General features: G+C 72.1%; 15 protein-coding genes, 1 rRNA gene and 1 pseudogene. 10 read left to right on the forward strand and 7 right to left on the reverse strand.

All coding sequences use genetic code 11. From position 1 onward, the window contains the following. Positions 1-144 precede the first annotated feature (144 nt). The 3 genes and pseudogenes from rrf to F603_RS31290 all read left to right on the forward strand — a co-directional run. A 5S ribosomal RNA gene (rrf, locus tag F603_RS0100005) occupies positions 145-261 on the forward strand. A gap of 240 nt (positions 262-501) precedes the next feature. After that, positions 502-1347, forward strand: a complete 846-nt coding sequence (locus F603_RS0100010; protein WP_019543976.1) for a hypothetical protein — start codon at positions 502-504, stop codon at positions 1345-1347. Further along, positions 1326-2003, forward strand: a pseudogene (locus F603_RS31290) (hypothetical protein); the annotation flags it as partial. The gene F603_RS0100010 and the pseudogene F603_RS31290, both read left to right, overlap by 22 nt. A gap of 714 nt (positions 2004-2717) precedes the next feature. On the opposite strand, the gene F603_RS0100020 reads toward F603_RS31290, so the two are convergent. The 5 genes from F603_RS0100020 to F603_RS0100040 all read right to left on the reverse strand — a co-directional run bounded on the left by F603_RS0100020 (position 2718) and on the right by F603_RS0100040 (position 9587). Then, the gene (locus F603_RS0100020) at positions 2718-4535 is read right to left on the reverse strand and encodes an IucA/IucC family protein (RefSeq protein WP_019543978.1); all 1818 of its coding nucleotides are present in this window, start codon (positions 4533-4535) and stop codon (positions 2718-2720) included. Then, complete coding sequence (locus F603_RS0100025; protein ID WP_019543979.1) at positions 4532-5107, reverse strand: GNAT family N-acetyltransferase; 576 nt, start codon at positions 5105-5107, stop codon at positions 4532-4534. The genes F603_RS0100020 and F603_RS0100025 overlap by 4 nt, the downstream gene beginning before the upstream one ends. Further along, complete coding sequence (locus F603_RS0100030; RefSeq protein ID WP_019543980.1) at positions 5104-6477, reverse strand: lysine N(6)-hydroxylase/L-ornithine N(5)-oxygenase family protein; 1374 nt, start codon at positions 6475-6477, stop codon at positions 5104-5106. Before F603_RS0100030 ends, F603_RS0100025 begins: the two co-directional genes overlap by 4 nt. A gap of 27 nt (positions 6478-6504) precedes the next feature. Further along, a complete protein-coding gene (locus tag F603_RS0100035) occupies positions 6505-8028 on the reverse strand; it encodes a pyridoxal phosphate-dependent decarboxylase family protein (protein ID WP_019543981.1) in 1524 nt (507 codons plus the stop codon). Positions 8029-8285: 257 nt separating this feature from the next. Beyond that, a complete protein-coding gene (locus F603_RS0100040; RefSeq protein ID WP_019543982.1) occupies positions 8286-9587 on the reverse strand; it encodes a DUF1015 family protein in 1302 nt (433 codons plus the stop codon). A gap of 105 nt (positions 9588-9692) precedes the next feature. On the opposite strand from F603_RS0100040, the gene F603_RS0100045 reads away from it, so the two are divergent. After that, on the forward strand, positions 9693-10763 hold the full coding sequence (locus tag F603_RS0100045; protein WP_019543983.1) for an HAD hydrolase-like protein: 1071 nt from the start codon (positions 9693-9695) through the stop codon (positions 10761-10763). A 40-nt stretch (positions 10764-10803) separates the two neighbouring features. Here the strand turns inward: F603_RS0100045 and F603_RS0100050 are convergent, their stop codons facing one another. Next, on the reverse strand, positions 10804-11697 hold the full coding sequence (locus F603_RS0100050; RefSeq protein ID WP_019543984.1) for a siderophore-interacting protein: 894 nt from the start codon (positions 11695-11697) through the stop codon (positions 10804-10806). Positions 11698-12077: 380 nt separating this feature from the next. On the opposite strand from F603_RS0100050, the gene F603_RS0100055 reads away from it, so the two are divergent. From F603_RS0100055 to F603_RS0100080, 6 genes are all read left to right on the forward strand, one after another. Beyond that, positions 12078-12386: a hypothetical protein gene (locus tag F603_RS0100055; protein WP_019543985.1), complete on the forward strand. Its 309-nt coding sequence runs from the start codon at positions 12078-12080 to the stop codon at positions 12384-12386. A 3-nt stretch (positions 12387-12389) separates the two neighbouring features. Continuing rightward, on the forward strand, positions 12390-13196 hold the full coding sequence (locus tag F603_RS0100060; RefSeq protein WP_019543986.1) for a TlyA family RNA methyltransferase: 807 nt from the start codon (positions 12390-12392) through the stop codon (positions 13194-13196). Next, the gene (locus tag F603_RS0100065) at positions 13193-14113 is read left to right on the forward strand and encodes an NAD kinase (protein ID WP_019543987.1); all 921 of its coding nucleotides are present in this window, start codon (positions 13193-13195) and stop codon (positions 14111-14113) included. The genes F603_RS0100060 and F603_RS0100065 overlap by 4 nt, the downstream gene beginning before the upstream one ends. 113 nt (positions 14114-14226) lie before the next feature. Continuing rightward, a complete protein-coding gene (recN, locus tag F603_RS0100070; protein WP_019543988.1) occupies positions 14227-15969 on the forward strand; it encodes a DNA repair protein RecN in 1743 nt (580 codons plus the stop codon). 330 nt (positions 15970-16299) lie between these two features. Then, positions 16300-16890: a PadR family transcriptional regulator gene (locus tag F603_RS0100075; RefSeq protein ID WP_019543989.1), complete on the forward strand. Its 591-nt coding sequence runs from the start codon at positions 16300-16302 to the stop codon at positions 16888-16890. After that, positions 16857-17870, forward strand: coding sequence for a glycoside hydrolase family protein (locus F603_RS0100080; protein ID WP_019543990.1), 1014 nt, complete (start codon positions 16857-16859; stop codon positions 17868-17870). The genes F603_RS0100075 and F603_RS0100080 overlap by 34 nt, the downstream gene beginning before the upstream one ends. A 200-nt stretch (positions 17871-18070) precedes the next feature. On the opposite strand, the gene F603_RS0100085 is transcribed toward F603_RS0100080, so the two are convergent. Then, on the reverse strand, positions 18071-19120 hold the full coding sequence (locus F603_RS0100085) for a LacI family DNA-binding transcriptional regulator (protein WP_019543991.1): 1050 nt from the start codon (positions 19118-19120) through the stop codon (positions 18071-18073). Positions 19121-19166: the final 46 nt, after the last annotated feature.

Consider the following 19166-nt stretch of genomic DNA (forward strand, 5'->3'; position numbering starts at 1 on the left):
AATAGGCCGAGGGCTTGTCCATAGAGGCTTCGCGTCCACTGTGCAGTTCTGAAACAACGAACGGCTGCTTCGGTTCTATCTGAAGAGTGTGTTGTTCGCTCGGCCCGGTAGCGCGTGCGTGTGTCACGGCGTGTGGGTGAGTGTTTCGGTGGTTATAGCGTGAGGGAAACGCCCGGTCACATTTCGAACCCGGTAGCTAAGCCTTTCTGCGCCGATGGTACTGCATACGGGAGTGTGTGGGAGAGTAGGACACCGCCGAACTATTAGTGAGGCCCCTGGCCCCCAGCGTTCAGACGCTGGAGGCCAGGGGCCTTTTTTGTTTTGTTGGTCTGCGCCGTCCGCTGCGGTTCATGTACGGAAGGCGCCGTACCGCGTGCTGCGTGAGAATGAATGTGCAGCAGCCGCAGACAGGAGTCATCTCGATGTCCACCAACTCGCCGGAGGATCGGCCGCCGCGTCGTTCGGATCAGTCCGGGTACCAGCGCGGCGAGGACCGCGCGCGTGACGGTCGCCGTGAGGAGCAGAGGCGGGGAAGAGACGGCGGTCGCGGGGGTTACCGGCCGGGCGGTGGACGCAACGACCGTCGGGACGGACCGCGTTGGCGTGGTGGTTCGGGGGACGACGAGCGGGGCCGTGGCTCCCGTCGTGACGACCGGCGGGGCGAGGAGCGGCCGGAGCGACGTGACCGCAGTACATACGGTGAGCGGGACAGGAGCCAGGGCCGCGGTGGCTACGGGGGCCGTGACGGCGACCGGGGTCGCGAGGGGCGTCCGTATCGCCGGGACGACCGCGACCGTGACCGTGGGGAGAGGCCCTACAAGCGGGATGAGCGTGAGGGACGGCGTCCCTATGGACAGCGTGACGAGCGCGGGGACGGCCGTGGTCGTCGGGACGACGGGCGGGGGGCTCGTCGGGACGACCGCGGTGGTGGGCGCGATGGAGAGCAGGGCCGTAGCCGACGGTTCGATGAGGAGCGGGGTCGCGGTGGGCGTCCCGGGGACGACCGCGGGCGCGGTGGGGGACGGTTCCGGGATGACAGGGGGCGCGGCGGAGACGACCGGGGACGTGGCGGGGGTCGGTTCCGCGATGACCGTGGACGTGATGGTGGCCGGTCCCGGGACGACCGTGGACGTGATGGTGGCCGGTTCCGCGATGACCGTGGACGTGATGGTGGCCGGTTCCGCGATGACCGTGGACGTGGTGGAGGGCGGTTCCGGGACGATCGGGGCGGGCGCTCCGGGGAGCGTCGTGGTGGTGGTCGGTTCGGGGAGGATCGGCGGGATCGTGGGCAGGGGGCTCGGCATGAGCGGGAGCCTGTGCGGAGGATGCCGATTCCCGAGGACGTGAGCGTCGAGGAGTTGGATCGGGATGTCAGGCAGGAGTTGATGAGCCTGCCGAAGACTCTCGCCGAGGATGTCGGGCGGAATCTGGTGATGGTTGCGCGTCTGCTCGACGAGGAGCCCGAACTCGCCTACAAGCACGCCAAGATCGCGTTGCGGCTCGCTTCCAGAGTGCCGTCCGTGCGGGAGGCGGCCGGGTTCGCGGCGTATGCGGTGCAGAAGTATGCCGAGGCGTTGGCCGAGTTCCGGGCTGCTCGACGTATGACGGGCCTCCAGCACCTCTGGCCCGTGATGGCCGACTGCGAGCGCGGACTGGGGCGTCCGGAAAAGGCATTGGCGATGGCCGGTGAGCCCGAGGTCAAGCAGTTGGACAAGGCGGGGCAGGTCGAGATGCGCCTCGTCGCTGCGGGGGCCCGGCGTGACCTGGGGCAGCCCGAGGCCGCGGTGGTGACGTTGCAGAGTCAGGAGCTGGCGTCGAACTCCACTCAGCCGTGGGCTGCCAGGCTGCGTTACGCGTATGCGGACGCGCTGCTGGAGGTCGGCAGGGAGGACGAGGCCCGCGAGTGGTTCGCCAAGACGGTCGAGTCCGACCAGAACGGGGTGACCGACGCCTCGGACCGCCTCGCTGAGCTCGACGGGGTGGAGTTCGTGGACGCGCTCGACCCCGAAGCCGAGGAGGCAGCGGACACCGAGCCGGTCGATGAGGCCCGCACGTCGAGCCGGGAGCAGCGGGCCGAGGCCCTGCGCCAGGTGCACGGAGACTCGCCCAGAACCGATGCCAACTCCACCACCGCACAGGCAGGTTCGGGCTCCTCCGACGCGGGGTCGGAGCGGGACGTCGAGGCGAAGAGTGAGTCCAGGGGCGCCGGCGCTGACGCCCGGGAGGGTGGCGAGGCAGCGGCCTCGGGGACGGAGAGCAACGACGGGCCGAAGGCCGAGGACGGTCCGGGTCCGGTAGATGACAGCGCAGATTTCGAGAGCGACCAGTCTGCTGAGAGTGACGTGCGGTCCGGTGGCGGCCTAGGTACCGGCAGGGACGGCGCCGGTTCCGAGAGTGGCATGCGGTCCGAGGGTGGCCCGGGTGCCGATGACCGTGGCGCAGGTCCTGAGAGCGGGCAGGGTGCTGAGGGCGGCCCGGATGCCACTGGTGACGGTGCGGGTTCCGAGGGCGGACGGAGCGAGGACGGCCTTGGTTATGGGGCCGGTTCGGGTGTGGGAAGCGAGGCGGAGAGTTCCGAGGACGGTGGGGAGCGCCGGGACTGAGGACGGTTTGGTCGCCTGGTTCAGGCGGTGAGGATGGGCACGGCCCCGGGCTCGGTTGAGCTCGGGGCCGTTTTCTGAGGGAGGCTGCGCAGGTGTTGAGCGCGGAAGGGCGAGTCAGGGGCGGAAGCGGGCGAGGGGGTTGTGGAGGTTGCCGACCAGTTGGAGTGCGCCCGAGGGGTCCTGGAGGTCGACCATCTCGCGGTTGTTGCGGAGCTGGAGGCGGTTGAGGCAGGAGAGCGCGAACTCGTCGGTGAACAGGTCGTAGCGGCGGAAGCGTTCGGCGAGGTGCGGGTTGGACTTCTGGTAGTCGCGGATGCACTCGGCGACCGTCGACCAGAAGGTGTCCTCGTCGAGTACGCCTTCGGAGGCGAGGATTCCGTTGAGGAACCGGAAGAAGCAGTCGAAGATGTCGGTCTGGAGCGAGAGGACCTTCACGTCCTCGGGGACGTCGGCCGCGCGGACGCGCTCGACCTCGGGCGGGAGTACGGCGTCCTCGCTCATCACCGCGATCTCCTCGGCCAGGTCCTTGAAGATGGCCCGCTGCGGTGCGCCCTGTTCGTCGAGGACGAGAATCACGTTCTCGCCGTGCGGCATGAAGACGAGGTCGTACGCGTAGAAGGCGTGGAGGAGCGGAGTGAGGTAGGCGTCGAGGTAGCGCCGGAACCAGGTGGCGGCGGGGAGGCCGCTGCGGGCGATGAGGGCGCCGGCGTAGGAGTCGCCCGCGTGGTCGGTGTGGAGGAGCGACGCCATGGTCGCGAGGCGCTCGCCCGGTGCGAGGAGCGGCACGGGGCTCTCGCGCCACAGGGCTGCGAGCATCTTGAGGTACGGGGAGCCCTTGGGGGCCGCTGCCTCGTACGCTGCCGGGTGGTAGCCGACGGTGGCGCACTCGCGGAGGACGGCGAGGCCGGTGTCGCGGAGGACGTCGTCCTCGGCGATGAGGTCGGCGAGCCAGTCGTTGATGGCCGGGGTCGCCTCCATGTACGAAGCCGAAAGGCCGCGCAGGAAGCCCATGTTGAGGACGGAGAGCGCCGTCTTGATGTAGTGCTTCTGCGGGTTGCTGGCGTTGAAGAAGGTGCGTATCGACTGCTGTGCCAGGTGGTCGTCGTCGCCGTGGCCGAGGCAGACGAGGTGGCGCCGGGCCACCTCGGCGGCGAACGTCACGGTGAGCTTGTTCCACCACTGCCAGGGGTGGACGGGGATGAGGTAGTAGTCGTCGAGGTCGAGGCCGAGTTCCTGCATCGTGGCGGAGAAGCGGCGGAGGGTGGCGCCCGAGAGCTCGGTGCGGACGAGCTTGTCGTAGCTGAGGTCGGCGGAGGTGTGGAAGTCTGCGCGGTCGCGGTGCGCGGCGAGCCAGAGGAGGCGGACGGGCTCGCCGGCCTCGGGTGCGTAGGCGTGGTACTCGGCGAGGTCGAAGCCGAGCCGGCCGTTGTTGGCGACGAAGCAGGGGTGGCCCTCGGTCATGCCGGACTCGACGGACTGGAAGTCGGCGGCGGCGAGTTCGGCGGCGGTGGTCTCGGGCTTGGTGAGCTTGAACGCTGTGCCGGCGAGGGTGCTGCTGATCTCCTCGAGGTAGACGGGGAGTATCTCCGTGCCGAGGCCGAGGGCGCCGCGTACCTCGGTGATGAACTCCAAGGCGTCCAGAGGGAGTTCGGCGCCGTCGCGGTGGCGGGTGACGGAGTCGGCGTCGATCTGCCAGTGGTCGAGGGCGGCGAGGCGGGCGGTGAAGCGGTACTCGGTGGCGCCGTCGTCGCTGCGGACGGCGTACTGGTGCGGTACGTCGCCGGGGGCCGACCGCTGCTCGGGGGCGAGGAGGCGCTCGTGCGAGAACTCGGCGAGCGCCTTGCGTATCAGGAGGCGGTTGGCGCGGGCCCAGCGCTCGGGGGTGAGGTGGGCCGCTGCCTGCTGCGGGTCGTCGGTGCGGGGGGTGGTCATGCTGAAGTCACTCCTGTGGCGGCCTCGAATCGGGCGCGGGTGCAGATGCTGAGCAGGGCCTGCTTCTCCGGCTTGGTGATCTCCCCGATCTCCTCGAACCCGACGGCCCTGTTGAGCGCGTGCACGGCGGTGTTGCGGACGTCGGGTTCGACGACGACGCGCTGCACGCGCGCGTCGGAGAAGAGGGACGCCATCACCGTGGTGATGACCGCGAGGGTGAAGCCGTGGAGCGGGGTGCCGGTCGGTGCGCAGAGGAAGTGCATGCCGGCGTCGCCGCTGCGGTGCGGGTAGAGGCCGGCCAGTTCGATCCGCGAGGGGTCGTACCGTTCGGTGAGGAAGGCGGGCTCGCCGCGGTGGAGGCCGAGAAGGGCCTCGATGTGCGGCGAGGCGGCGACTTTGCCGAACTCCGCGGCGACGTCGTCGAGTCGGGCCTCCTGCATGAGCCAGAAGGCCGACTTGGGGTGCGTGAGCCAGGAGTGCAGCAGGGGCGCGTCGGCTTCCGGGGCGACCGGGCGCAGCGCGAACTCGCCCAACTGCGGGTCCTCGTAGCGGAATCGGATGTCGTCGGTCATCGGCTGGCTGCTCCCTCGGGGTCTGCTGTATAGGTGCCCGGTGTGCCGGGGGCGCCGAACTCCTGTGTGGCGATGCGACGTTCGACGGGGTAGTGCTCGCGGCCGAGCATGTCCCGGATGATGCAGGAGTTGCGGTACGCGGCCATGCCGAGGTCGGGGGAGACGAAGCCGTGGGTGTGCAGCTCCGCGTTCTGCACGTAGAGGGCGCCGTGGGGCTGCTGCGGGGTGTCGATGCGGTAATCGCGGCGTACGGCGAACCGGCCCTGGGGGTCGCGGTCGATGCGGTGCTGGACGGGGGCGAGGAACTCCGGTTCGCGGTACCGGTATCCGGTGGCGAGGACGAGGCCGTCGGTGGTGTGGGTGAACTCCTCCTGCTGCTCCTCCTGGCGCAGCGCGAGGGTGTACCTGCCGGTGGCCTCGTCCCAACTCGCGTCGGTGAGCGCAGTGTTGGTGAGGAGCCTCGTCGGGGTGCGGCCGCGTCTGTTCTTGCGGTAGAGCAGGTCGAAGATGTCGTCGATCAGGTCGCCGTTGATGCCCTTGTAGAGGTTCTTCTGGCCGGCGACGAGGGCGTCCCTGGTGGCCTCGGGGAGCGCGTGGAAGTAGTCGGCGTACTCGGGGGAGGTCATCTCCAGCGTGAGCTTGGTGTACTCCAGCGGGAAGAACCTCGGGGAGCGGGTGATCCAGGTGAGCTCGTAGGTGTCGTCGGCGCACTCCTGGAGCAGGTCGTGGTAGATCTCGGCGGCGCTCTGCCCGCTGCCGACGATCGTGACGCTCTTCTTGGCGCGCAGCTCTTCCCTGCGCTCCAGGTACCGGGAGTTGTGCACGGCGTCGCCGCCGAGGTCGCGGCAGTGCTCGGGGACGTACGGCGGGGTGCCGGTGCCGAGGACGAGGCGGCGGGCGCGGTAGGTGCGGCTGCCGCCGGAGGAGAGCTCGACGTGGAGGGTGTACGCCGACTCCTCCTCGCTCCAGACGACTTCGGTGACCCGGTGGCCGAAGCGAACCGAACTCAACCTGTTCGCCGCCCAGTTGCAGTAGTCGCTGAACTCGGAGCGCAGCGGGTAGAAGCTTTCGCGGATGTAGAACGGGTACAGTCGGCCGTGTTCCTTCAGGTAGTTGAGGAAGGAGTACGGCGAGGTGGGGTCCGCGAGGGTGACGAGGTCGGAGAGGAAGGGCGTCTGAAGGGTGCTGTCGTCGAGCAGCATCCCCGGGTGCCAGCAGAAGTCGTCGCGCTCGTCGAGGAAGAGTCCGTCCAGCTCCTCGATGGGTTCGGTGAGGCAGGCCAGCCCGAGGTTGAAGGGGCCGAGGCCGACGGCGACGAAGTCGTGGATCGCGGCGTCGTCCTGCGCCGTGCGGGGGTGCGGGGTGGGCACGTGAACTCCGGGGGATCGGGGGGCGGTTCAGCAGGCTGTGGCGCTGAGCGCGTGCGCGTGGTCGTCGACGTGGCGCTGGGCGTGCCCGGCGATCAGGTCGAGGACGGCGGAGATGTCGTCGAGCGTCGTCTCGGGGTTGAGGAGCGTGAACTTCAGCCAGTGCCGGCCGTCGACGACGGTCCCCGCGACGATCGCGTCGCCCGAGGCGAAGAGGGCTTCCCGCGCGTGGAGGTTGGCGTGGTCGACGTCCTTCGCGTCCATCAGCGGGTCGGAGTCCGGGACCCAGCGGAAGACGAGGGTGGAGAGCTGCGGCGCCGTCACGAGCTCGAACCGCGGGTCGGCGGCGAGCAGCCGGCCGGCCTCGGCGGCGCGGTCGACGACCTCGTCGAAGAGTTCGCCGACGCCGTCCGGGCCCATGACGCGCAGTGTCAGCCACAGCTTGAGCGCGTCGAACCTGCGGGTCGTCTGGAGCGATTTGTCGACCTGATTGGGGATGCGGCGGTGTGCGCTGTGCTCGGGGTTGAGGTAGTCGGCGTGGTAGGTCGCGTGCCGCAGGGTGGCGCGGTCGCGGACGAGGACGGCCGACGAACTCACCGGCTGGAAGAAGGACTTGTGGTAGTCGACGGTGACCGAGTCGGCGCGTGAGATGCCGTCGAGCATGCCGCGCCTGCGGGAGACGAGCAGCCCGCAGCCGTAGGCGGCGTCGACGTGGAGCCAGGTGCCGTACTGCGCGCAGAGGTCGGCGATGCGGGGGAGCGGATCGATGCTGCCGAAGTCCGTCGTGCCCGCCGTGGCGACGACCGCCATCACCGTCGCGTCCTCGGCGGCGCAGCGCTCCAGCTCGGCCGCGAGGGCGGCGGGGCGCATCCGCCGGTCGTCGTCGCAGGGGACGGGGACGACAGCCCCGTGCGGGAGGCCGAGGAGTTTCGCGGACTTCTCCACGCTGAAGTGGCTGCACGTGGAGGTGAGGATGCGGAGCCGGGGCAGAAGGTCGGCGGTGCTCGGCACGATCCCGCCCTCTGCGCCTGCGGCTTCGGCGCGTTTCCGGGCGAGGAGGACGGCCTCTTCGCGGGCGAGCAGCAGCGCCTGGAGGTTCGACTGCGAGCCGCCGCTGGTGAAGACGCCGTCGGCGGCGTCGCCGAGACCGAGGCGCTGCGCGGTCCAGTCGATGAGCCGCTGCTCGATCAGCGTGCCGCCGGCGCTCTGGTCCCAGGTGTCGAGGGAGGAGTTGACGGCGCTGAGCACGGCCTCGCCGAGCACCGCCGGGATGACGACGGGGCAGTTAAGGTGGGCGAGGTACCGGGGGTGGTGGAAGTAGACGGCGTCCCTGAGGTAGACGTCTTCCAGTTCGTCGAGCGCGGCGGTCGTGTCGCCCAGCGGGTTCTCCAGGTCGGGTGCCGAGACGGTCGGGGCGAGCGCGTCCGGCGTGATGCCCGTGAACGGGCGCTGGGTGCCGGCGAGTCTGCCGGCGATCCGCTCGACGCCGTCCGTGACACGGCGCCGGTAGGTCTCTGCCGTCCGGTCGTTGAGCAGGTGTGACCTGCTGCTCATGAACTGTCCTCCTGACGCGGGACGTGAAACCGCTCGGCTGGGCGGTGAGGTAAGGCTAGCCTAATCACTCATTTCGGCTGTCTCGCAAGGCCGCCCTGCGGCAGCGGCGCACGTCACAGGCGGTGTCGGTTTAGCGGCCAACACCCCAACGTGCTACGGCCGTTGGGCGGTAATGCGGTCGGTGTCCACGGTGCCGGACCGCTGTGCTGCTGTGCAGCCGGTGCTGTTGTGAGCGATCTCCCACGGAGGTACGGGAGTTACGAAGAGGAAGGCTCTCCGGCGCCCGTCCCGTCGAGGGTGCGCAGGACCAGCCCCGTGGCCGGCTTGGGGCCGAACGACGTCGACTTCCTCGGCATCGTGACGCCCTGCTCGGCGAGTTCGCGGACGGTCGACTCGGCGACGGGACGCATGAGGACGGCCGTCCCGCCCCAGGATGCGGCCTTGGCGATCGCCGCCGAGGTGTTGTGCAGGTACTCGATCGTGCCGGAGACGTCCTGGACGTGCCAGACGGAGTCGAGGAGCGTCGAGTGGAGCACCGTCGCGTCGAGGGAGCGCCATGCCTCGGGACGGTCGGTGCGCACGGTTCGCGCGAGAAGTCCGGGTTCCGGGGCGTCGAGGAGGTGGAAGGTCTCGCCGTCCTCCGTGAGCAGGTAGGCGTTGCCCGGTGTCTCGCGGAGCGCGTGGGCCGCCTGCGGCAGCGGGACGTGCAGCGCGCGTACCCGGAAGTGCGGTGCGGCGAGGTCGAGGGCCCGTTGCAGGGGGAGCCGGGGCAGGACGCGGTGGATCGCCTGGACTTGGAGCGGGTAGCGGTCGGTGTCGACGAGGAGGACGAGGCCCGACTCCCAGGGGGAGCGCTCCCCGGCGCCGGCCGGCGCGTGTGCGTCGCGGAGGCGCAGGTACGTCGCCCAGCGGTGGTGGCCGTCGGCGATGAGCGCCGTCCGGTGGGCGAGATCCCCTGCGGCTTCGGCGAGTTCGGCCGGGTCCGTCACCGCCCACAGGCGGTGCTCGGTGCCGTCCTCGGTGGTGGTGGCGAGGAGGGGCGTGCCGTGCACGGCGCGTTCGATCACCGCTGCCGCGCCCGTCGTTTCGGCGGCTCCCCGGTAGGAGAGGAGGAGCGGTTCGGGGTTGGCGGCGATAGCTTCCATCAGCGCCGCGCGGTCGGCGACGACCTCGTCGATGACCTCCTCGTGGGGGAGTACGACGCCTTCGCTGCGCGGCAGTTGCAGGGCGCCGACGAGGCCGCGCTGGAGCACCGAGCGCGTGCGCTGCTCGTAGACGTAGAGCGCGGGGCGCGCGTCCCGGCGCAGCACGCCGCTCTCGCGCCACTCGTTCAGCGTGCGCGCGGCCTGGGTGTGGTGGGCGGCGGGAGAGCCGTTGGGGCCGTGCGGGAGGATGAGGCGGACGATGTTGTACGGATTGGCCGTCTCCAGGTGGTGCAGGCCGTCGGGCCGTACGACGACGTCGTACGGCGGAGAGGTGACCGCGGCGAGGCTGCCGACCCGGTCCGGGGCGTAACGCAACCCGCGGAACGGGGTGAGTCTCAGTCCTTCTGCGGCCATCGGTGCATGCTATGCCTCTTCCGGCAGGCAGGGGAAAACCGGGCACCGCAGGCCCGCGCAGCCGCGCGGGCAGACCACACGAGCACGTGCAAGGAGCAGACGACGATGGTGAGTTCGCAGGCAGCGAAGGGCGCCGAGCCGCCCGCGGACCGTACGGAGCCGAGCGCCCGGGCGCTCGGGAGCATCCACGACACTGCGCTCCTCGACCTCGACGGCGTCGTCTACACCGGCGGGGAGGCCGTGCCGCACGCCGTCCGCTCGCTGGAGGCGGCACGCGCCGAGGGGATGGCGCTGGCGTACGTGACCAACAATGCGGCGCGCCCCCGGGAGACGGTCGCCGAGCACCTCACCGAACTCGGTATCCCCGCCGAGCCGTCGGACGTCATCACCTCGGCACAGGCGGTCGCGCGGTTGGTCGCGGAGCAGGTTCCCGAAGGCGCACGGGTGTTGTGCATCGGCGGCGAGGGCCTCGGCCTGGCCTTGCGCGAACGCGGGCTCGTCCCCGTGGAGTCGGCCGACGACGAGCCGGCCGCAGTCGTCCAGGGGTACGGCGGGTCGACGATGGAGTGGGGCAGGCTCATCGAGGCGTCGCTCGCAGTGGGCCGCGGTGTGCCGTGGTTCGCCTCCAACACCGACCTCACCCTCCCGGGCAGCCGGGGCATCTCGCCGGGCAACGGTGCGGCCGTCGAGGTCGTGCGGATCGCGACCCGGTGGATGCGCACGCCGCCCGAACCGCAGGTGGCGGGGAAGCCGCTGCCGCCGATGCACCGGGAGACGATCCTGCGGACAGGTGCCCAACGGCCGCTGGTCGTCGGCGATCGGCTCGACACCGACATCGAGGGGGCGTACGCCGGCGGGGTCCCCTCGCTGCTCGTCCTCACGGGGGTGACGGACGGCGCGCAGCTCCTCGCCGCGCCCCCCGCACACCGCCCGACGTACGTCGCGGCCGACCTGCGCGGGCTGCTGGAGCCGCACCCCCGAGTCGACGTCGGAGAGGACGGCGCCGGGACGTGCGGGGGTTGGCGCGCCCGCCTCGCCGGTGACGAGCTGGCGCTCGAGGGCGAGGGCGAGCCGATCGACGGGCTCCGTGCGCTGTGCGCCGCCGCGTGGAGCGCTGCGGGAGCGGGCAGTTGCCGCGCCGATGCGGGGAAGGCGCTCGGGCGGCTGGGCATCTAGCGGCGCCCCCACGGCACGGGGGCGCCGGTGATGGTGAACGTCAGGCGGCGGCGGGCGCGTTGGCGGTCGCCTCGGCGAGGAGCTGCTCCTCGCTGATGCCGAGCCGCCAGTAGCCGGTGAACTTCACGGCGCGCCTGTCGACCCCGCGCTCACGTACGAGGTGCCTGCGGAGCGCCTTGACGGTGCCGGCCTCGCCCGCGATCCACGCGTAGGGCGTGCCGGAGGGGAGGCTCGTCTCCCGAACGGCGGCGACGGCGGCCTCGGTGCGGTGGCGCTCCTCGCCCTCGCGCACGAGCCAGGTGATCTCGGCGTCGGCCGAGGTGAGCAGGGGCTGCCGGTCCTCGGGGTGCGGGACCTCGAGGAAGACCCGGGCCGGGGTGCCCGCCGGGAGGGACTCCAGAATCGACGCGATCGCCGGCAGCGCCGTCTCGTCGCCGCTGAGCAGGACCCAGTCGGTGGCGGGCGGGGGACGGAAGTCGACGCCGCCGTTGTCCTCGACGACGGGCGCCAGCAGCGTGACCGGGTCGCCGAGGGAGGCGTTGAGCGCCCACTGCGAGGCGGGGCCGCCGCCGGGGACGGGGCCCTCGTGGAGGGCGAAGTCGACGTCGAGTTCGTCGGCCGGGTACTGCGGCGTGCGCCGGAGTGCGCGGACGGTGTACGTGCGCATGAGTGCGCGGACGCCCGGGTCCATGGCGCGCCACTCGCTGAACCAGTTGTCGGACGCGGTGGGCACGACGGGGGCCTGCTGGCCGGGGTGGGGCAGGAAGAGCTTGAAGCGCTGGTCCTTTCCGCCCGAGACGAGCCGGCCCAACTGTGCGCCGCCGAAGGTGAGGCGCACCATGCTGGCGCCGATCCGCTGTTTCCGCACGACCTGGAGCTCGAAGAACTCGAACGGCACCGCCGGAGCCGGGGCTTCGGTCGCCGAGACTGTCATGCGTTTCCTCCTTGCGGCGTGCAGCGCGGCGGGCCGTCGGCGCCGAGAGGCCGCGCCTCTGCGTGCGGCCCGCTGTCGCGCCGGACTGCGGGTGCGGGAGGTGCGATCACCAACCCGCGGTTAGGTTAACCTAACCAAACCGTTTTTTGTCCAGGGGCTCAGGTCCCGGTTGCCGCCGTGCACGTGTGGCGCTGCTCACCCCGGCGGGCGGCCACTCCCAACGGACCGCGACAGAGGGCGAGTCGGCGCCGTCCCGCCGGGCGCCACGGGGTAAGTCGCCACTTCCGTAAGGCTCTTCGCGCGCGGGCCCGGTTCCGGCGCGCCACCGGACGCACCGCCGCACCGCTGCGGTGCGGCGGCGACCGGGTAGCGTCGGGGTCATGAGCGAGCTGACACCCGGCGCGTCCCCCGCGGCGCAGGGAGCGGAAACGGAAGCGCCGGGCGGACCGGAGGCGGAGCAGGCGGACCGGAGCGCGGGCGCCGAGCCCGGAGAGGCCGCGGACGACGGGCCGCGGCCCCTCGGCGTCACCGTCACGCCGACCGGGCACGGGCCCGTCGACGCGCGGCTGGCGCGGCTGGCGGACGCGGACCACCTCGCCGTCTCCGGCCATCTCGAGGTGTACGAGGATGTCCACAGCGGCCTGCGCGAGACGCTCGCCGCCCTCGACCGACCCACCCCTCGGAGCTGACCCGTGGCACGACGCCGACTCGACGCGGAGCTGGTGCGCCGCCGGCTCGCGCGCTCGCGCGAGCACGCAAGCCAACTCATCGCCGCGGGACGCGTCACCGTCGGCGGCAACCCCGCTGCGAAGCCGGCCACCCAGGTTGAGACGAGCGCGCCCCTCGTCGTCACCGAGGACTCCGACGACCCGCAGTACGTCTCTCGCGGCGGCCACAAACTCGCGGGCGCGCTCGAGGCGTTCGCCCCGCACGGCCTGCGTGTCGACGGGCGCCGGGCGCTCGACGCCGGCGCCTCCACGGGCGGTTTCACCGACGTGCTACTGCGTGCCGGCGCCGAGAGCGTCGTCGCCGTCGACGTGGGCTACGGGCAGCTCGCCTGGTCGCTGCGGAGCGACACCCGAGTCACCGTCAAGGACCGCACGAACGTAAGGGAGTTGACGCCCGAGGTGCTCGAAGGCCGCCCGGCCGACGTCGTGGTGGGGGACCTCTCCTTCATCCCGCTGGGGCTCGTCCTGCCCGCGCTGGTACGGTGCGCGGCACCCGGCGCCGATCTCGTCCTCATGGTGAAGCCGCAGTTCGAGGTGGGGAGGGAACGGCTCGGCAGCGGCGGTGTCGTGCGCAGCTCGCAGTTGCGCGCCGAGGCGGTCCGGACCGTGGCGGGGCAGGCGGCCGAGCAGGGGCTCGGGGTGCTCGGGATCGCCGCCAGCCCACTGCCGGGGCCTTCGGGCAACGTCGAATACTTCCTGTGGCTGCGCGCCGGGGCACCCGCTCTCGACCCGGCGGACGTCGAGCGAGCGGTGGCGGAGGGGCCCAAGTGACAGCGAGTACCGAAACAGGCGACCGGACGGTCTTCCTGCTCGCGCACACCGGGCGGCCCGCCGCCGTGCGCAGCGCCGAACTGGTCGTCCAAGGGTTGCTGCGCAGCGGCCTCGGGGTGCGGCTCCTCGGCGAGGAGGCGGTGGACCTGCCGCTTCCGCGCGAGGTCGAGGCGGTCGAGGCGAAGCCGGACGCGGCCGAGGGGTGCGAACTCCTCGTCGTGCTCGGTGGCGACGGGACGCTGCTGCGCGGCGCGGAGTTCGCCAGGGCCTCGGGCGTGCCGATGCTCGGCGTCAACCTCGGCCGCGTCGGCTTCCTCGCCGAGGCGGAGCGCGACGACCTCGACCAGGTCGTCGAGCGCGTGGCGCACCGCTCCTACGAGGTGGAGGAGCGGATGACGATCGACGTCCTCGTCCGCAGCGAGGGCCGCGCCGTGCACACCGACTGGGCGCTCAACGAGGCGTCCGTCGAGAAGGCGGCGCGTGAGCGGGTGCTGGAGCTCGTCACCGAGGTCGACGACCGCCCCGTCTCCGCCTTCGGCGGGGACGGCGTCGTCTGCGCCACCCCGACGGGTTCCACCGCGTACGCCTTCTCCGCCGGCGGTCCCGTGGTGTGGCCCGAGGTGGAGGCGCTCCTGATGGTGCCGATCAGCGCGCACGCGCTCTTCGCCAAGCCGCTGGTCACCTCGCCCGAGTCGGTGCTCGCCGTGGAGGTGCAGCCGCAGACGCCGCACGGGGTGCTCTGGTGCGACGGCCGGCGCAGCGTCGAACTGCCGCCCGGCGCACGGGTCGAGGTGCGCCGCGGGGCCGTGCCGGTGCGGCTGGCGCGGCTCCACCACGCCTCCTTCACCGACCGGCTCGTCGCCAAGTTCGCGCTGCCGGTCGCCGGGTGGCGGGGGGCTCCGCGGGGGGACGGCTGAGTGGTGCGGGGTCGCCGTTGAGGGTGATCCGGCCGTCCCTTTCGTAGTGATTCCTCCGTTTCTGTGCCGGTGCTCGGACAGGGCTGGGGTAGGGGCGACCCCCGGAACCTCGTATGGTCGTATCCGTGTTGGAGGAGATGCGGATCAGAGCCCTGGGCGTGATCGACGACGCCGCACTCACCCTGTCCCCCGGCTTCACCGCGGTGACGGGGGAGACGGGCGCGGGCAAGACGATGGTCGTCACCAGCCTCGGGTTGTTGCTCGGCGGGCGTGCCGATGCCGCGCTGGTGCGGGTCGGGGCGAAGGCCGCGGTGGTCGAGGGGCGTGTCGCGCTCCCGGCCGACGCACCTGCGGCGCGGCGGGCCGAGGAGGCCGGCGCCGAACTCGACGACGGGGAGCTGCTGCTGAGCCGTACGGTCTCGGCCGAGGGGCGCTCGCGGGCGCACGTCGGCGGGCGCTCGGTCCCGGTCGGTCTCCTCGCCGAGCTCAAGGACGACCTCGTCGCCGTCCACGGGCAGACCGACCAGCAGGGCCTGCTGCGCCCCGCCCGGCAGCGCGAGGCGCTCGACCGGTACGCGGGCGAGGCCGTCTCCGGGCTCCTCTCCGAGTACGGCGACCTCTACCGCCGACTCCGCAGCGTCAATGACGAGTTGACGGAGATCACCACTCGCGCGAGGGAGCGTGCCCAGGAGGCGGACATGCTCCGCTTCGGCGTGGACGAGATCTCCGCAGCCGAGCCGCAGGCCGGCGAGGACAGGGAACTCGCCGCCGAGGCCGAGCGCCTGGGGCACGCCGAGGCGCTCGCGGAGGCCGCGGCGACGGCGCACGGCGCACTCGCGGGCGACCCGGCGGAGCCGGAGGGCCTGGACGCCAACACGCTCGTCGCCGGCGCCCAGCGTGCGCTCGACGGCGCGCGGGCGCACGACCCCGCGCTCGCCGCGCTCGCCGACCGGCTCGGCGAGGTCTCCGTCCTCCTCGGCGACGTCGCGGGCGAACTCGCCGGCTACGCCGACGATCTCGACGCCGACCCGCTCCGCCTCGCCGCCGTGGAGGAGCGCCGCGCCACCCTCGCCGGCCTCACCCGCAAGTACGGCGAGGACATCGCCGCCGTACTCGCCTGGGCCGAGGAGAGTTCGGCGCGCCTCGCCGAACTCGAAGGGGACGACGACCGGGTCGGCGAACTCACCGCCGAACGCGACCGGCTGCGCGCCGAACTCGGCGTGCTCGCACACCGGTTGACCCAGGCACGGCAGGAGGCCGCGGAGCGGTTCGCCGACGCCGTCACGGCGGAGCTCGCCGAACTCGCCATGCCGCACGCGCAGGTGACCTTCGGACTCCGGCAGACGGACGACCCCGAGGGCCTGGAGGTCGAGGGCCGCACCCTCGCCTACGGCCCGCACGGCACCGACGAGGTGGAGCTCCTCCTCGCGCCCCACCCGGGCGCGCACCCGCGCCCCATCGCGAAGGGCGCCTCGGGCGGCGAGCTGTCGCGGGTGATGCTCGCCGTCGAGGTCGTCTTCGCCGGCGCCGACCCCGTACCGACCTACCTCTTCGACGAGGTCGACGCGGGCGTCGGCGGCAGGGCCGCGGTGGAAGTCGGCAGGCGACTGGCGAAGTTGGCCGAGTCGGCACAGGTCGTGGTCGTGACCCACCTGCCGCAGGTGGCGGCGTTCGCCGACCGGCACCTCGTCGTCGTCAAGACCGACGACGGCTCCGTGACGCGCAGCGGCGTGCAGGTGATGGAGGGCGAGGAGCGGGTGCGCGAACTCTCCCGGATGCTCGCGGGACAGGACGACTCCGAACTCGCCCGCGCCCACGCGGAGGAGCTCCTCGACGCCGCGCGTGCGGGGGGCTGAGCGCGCGGGGGCGGCCCTGGCCGGGAGGGGGCCGTGGGTCCGGTGTTGCTGTCTCCGGAACGCCTCTGCGCTCGCACGCTTTCGACCTGCCGTGAACCGCGACGATCCATCCACCCGCCCTGCTTCCTTTCGGGCCATGCATGCCGTCGCCGCGCGACCGGCGCGGGGCTGTCGCCGCGGCCGGGCGCAGGGCGGGCTTGGGAGTGGCGCCAAGGGACCGTGGTGTCACCGCGAACGCGGTGGAGGGCGTGGCCGCGCAATCGCCCTTCTTCCGAACCGAGTTGACAGAACCCTTGCCACATAGTCTATTTGGACTGATAGTTTTCGACTATGCCGCGCCGTGCGCTTGAGAACCCGATCGCCCTGGCCGTCCTCGGCCTTCTGCTGGAGAGCAGTTCCCACCCGCACCAGATCCTCGCCGAACTGCGGAAACGCAGCGACAACCAGGCCGCCGTCCTCAGCAGGGGGACGCTTTACCACACCGTCGCTGCCCTCGCCGGTGCCGGATGGGTGGCCTCGCAGGGGCAGCAGCGTTCGGGCAACCGCCCGGAGAAGACGGTCTACGCGCTCACCCTCGCCGGCCGCGAGGAGTTGGTCCGGCGTCTCGACGCGCAGATACGCACCCCGCAGCGGGAGTTCTCGCGGTTCCTCGGTGCCGTCACCTACCTCGGAGCCCTCGGCAAGGACGGCGCGCTCGAGGCCCTCGACGAGCGCGCCCGCCGCCTGCGGGAGCGCACCGCCGCCGACGAGACGCGCCTGGCCGAAGCCCACGCGGCTGGTGTACCGCGCCTCCACGTCATCGAGGCCGAGTACGCACTCCACCTGGCACGCGCCGAGACGGAGTGGATCGACACCGTCACCGACGACATCCGCAGCGGAGCCCTGGCATGGCCACCGCACAGGAAGGGGCCGCAGCGATGACCCGCAGGACCGGCCTGCTCTTCGGCATCTACCCGGGAGGCGTGGCCGGCGACGACTCCGGCTCCCTCGCCGCGGGACCGCCCGACGAGCCCGCCCCGGCGGCCGCCGCTCTCGACCGTCTCCAGGGGCGCCCCGGCCGTCCCTTCCTCGTCCGCGCCTACACGGGCTTCGACGACACGACCCGGCTCGGCGGGCCGCACGCCACCGAGGCACCGGCCGACGCGGCCCGGTACGCCGTCCGCGGGCGCCGCCTGGACCTGGTGGCGCAGTACCGCTCCGGTTCTGCGGACGTCGAAGGCTACTGCGCCTTCCTCCGCGAACTCGTCGAGCAGTACGGCGCGTTCACCGAAACACTCCAGGTCGCCGAGGAGCCGAACGTCACTGACAACCCCGTGCTCGACGGGTACTACCCGGCAGTCCGCGAGGCGATCGTCTGCGGTGTCCCCGTGGCGAAGGCACGCGCACGCGAACTCGGCCACCACCACCTGCGGGTGGGGTGCAACAGCACGCCGCTCTTCGGCCCGGCCGCCGGCTTCTTCACCGACCTCGCCGCCGCCGGCGGTGCGGACTTCCCCGCCCAACTCGATTACGTGGGACTGGACTTCTTCCCCGACGTCTTCCGCCCGGTCGCCCCCTCCGAACTCGCCGCCACAGTAAGCGGGTTGCTGCGCCACCACCGCGAGACGGTGCTCGCCCCGGCAGGTCTGGGACACCTCCCACTCCACGTCACCGAACACGGCTGGCCCACGGGCCCGGAACGATCCGCCGCCCGTCAGGCCGAGGTCGTCGAGACCGTCGTCGATGTCCTGGCGGCGCACGCGGCCCCCCTCGGCGTGAGTGGCTACACCCACTTCGCGCTGCGCGACGCCGACAGCACGCGGTCCGGGCTCTTCCACCGCTTCGGGCTCACCACCGACGACTACACGCCCAAGCCGGCGTTCGAGACACTGCGCGCACTCGTCGAGCGGTACAGCGTCTGACGGCGGCGCCCATGCGGGCTGTTGGGCGCTCAACGACTCCTCATCCAGAGCCAGTTGGCGGAGCCCCCGCAACCGACGTCACCGCCACATGCCTCGACCGGTACACAACCCGAGCGGCAAGCCGGCACGCCGCCTCGGGGCCGGACGCCGAGCGGGCTCATCCGCCCGTGCCTGTGCCCGTGCCCGAGCGAGCCCCCAGATCAGCTCGACCCCCGCACGATCAGCCGCGCCTCCGTCACCACCGGCGCCGGAGGGGCATCGCCGGGCCGCAAGTCGAGCCTGCGCAGCAGCAGTTCGGCCATCATGCTGCCCATTCCCTCGACGTCCTGTCGTACGGTCGTCAGCGTCGGCTCCGACCAGGCGGCGGGCTCCAGGTCGTCGTAGCCGACCACCGCGACGTCCTCGGGTACGCGCAGGCCGCGCCGGTGGAGGGTGCGCAGGGCGCCCGACGCCATCAGGTCGGAGCCGGCGAAGACCGCGTCGATCTCCGGGTCCGTTTCGAGGAGTTCGGCCATGGCGGTCTCCCCGCCCTCCGCCGTGAAGGCGCCGTGTGCGACCAGGGGACTCGGCTGCCGGGGTGCGCCGTCGGGCTCGGCGAGCGCGTCGTGGTAGCCGTCGAGCCGGTCCTGCGCGGAGGTCTGGTCGAGCGGTCCGGTGATCACGGCGATACGGCGGCGCCCGCGGGCACGCAGGTGGGCGACGGCCTGGCGGGCGCCGCCGCGGTTGTCGGTGTCGACGTAGAGGAGCCCGCTCTCCGTCTCCGCGCCGGGCCAGCCGGGGCGGCCGCCGAAGACGGTGGGGAGGCCGGACTCGCGGACCATCGCGGCGAGCGGATCGGCGCCGTGGAGCGAGAACATCAGCGCGCCGTCCACGTGCCCGGCTGAGAGGTAGCGGCCGATCCGCTCGTAGTCCTTCGGCTGCTCGATCAGGACGAGCAGCAACTGCATGTCCCGCTCGCGGAGTTCACGGCTGATCCCGCGGAGCTGCTGCGCGAAGAACGGGTCGGAGAAGACGCGTGTCTCCGGTTCCGCGATGACGACGGCGACGGCGCCCGTCCGCCGGGTGACCAGGCTGCGGGCCGCGATGTTCGGGACGTAGCCGAGGAGTTCGACGGAGCGACGTACCTGCTCGCGCAGCTCCTCGCGTACGCCGCGCCCGCCGTTCACCACGCGGGAGACCGTGGCGCGGGAGACGCCCGCATGCGCAGCCACGGCCTCGAGCGTGGGTCTGGGATCGCGGTCACCGTGCACGTTCAACTCCTCTTCCTCCGCGGGCTCTTGACGCTACCCCCAGAAC

It is taken from the genome of Streptomyces sulphureus DSM 40104 (assembly GCF_000381025.1).
GTDB classification, from domain to species: domain Bacteria; phylum Actinomycetota; class Actinomycetes; order Streptomycetales; family Streptomycetaceae; genus Streptomyces; species Streptomyces sulphureus.

What these genes read in the sequence shown, in the direction of transcription:
- F603_RS0100075 (WP_019543989.1), top strand. Translation starts at nt 16,300, where the DNA reads ATGCCGCGCCGTGCGCTTGAGAACCCGATCGCCCTGGCCGTCCTCGGC.
- F603_RS0100045 (WP_019543983.1), top strand. Translation starts at nt 9,693, where the DNA reads ATGGTGAGTTCGCAGGCAGCGAAGGGCGCCGAGCCGCCCGCGGACCGT.
- F603_RS0100080 (WP_019543990.1), top strand. Translation starts at nt 16,857, where the DNA reads ATGGCCACCGCACAGGAAGGGGCCGCAGCGATGACCCGCAGGACCGGC.
- F603_RS0100050 (WP_019543984.1), bottom strand. Translation starts at nt 11,697, where the DNA reads ATGACAGTCTCGGCGACCGAAGCCCCGGCTCCGGCGGTGCCGTTCGAG.
- F603_RS0100055 (WP_019543985.1), top strand. Translation starts at nt 12,078, where the DNA reads ATGAGCGAGCTGACACCCGGCGCGTCCCCCGCGGCGCAGGGAGCGGAA.
- recN (WP_019543988.1), top strand. Translation starts at nt 14,227, where the DNA reads ATGGTCGTATCCGTGTTGGAGGAGATGCGGATCAGAGCCCTGGGCGTG.
- F603_RS0100020 (WP_019543978.1), bottom strand. Translation starts at nt 4,535, where the DNA reads ATGACCACCCCCCGCACCGACGACCCGCAGCAGGCAGCGGCCCACCTC.
- F603_RS0100025 (WP_019543979.1), bottom strand. Translation starts at nt 5,107, where the DNA reads ATGACCGACGACATCCGATTCCGCTACGAGGACCCGCAGTTGGGCGAG.
- F603_RS0100040 (WP_019543982.1), bottom strand. Translation starts at nt 9,587, where the DNA reads ATGGCCGCAGAAGGACTGAGACTCACCCCGTTCCGCGGGTTGCGTTAC.
- F603_RS0100035 (WP_019543981.1), bottom strand. Translation starts at nt 8,028, where the DNA reads ATGAGCAGCAGGTCACACCTGCTCAACGACCGGACGGCAGAGACCTAC.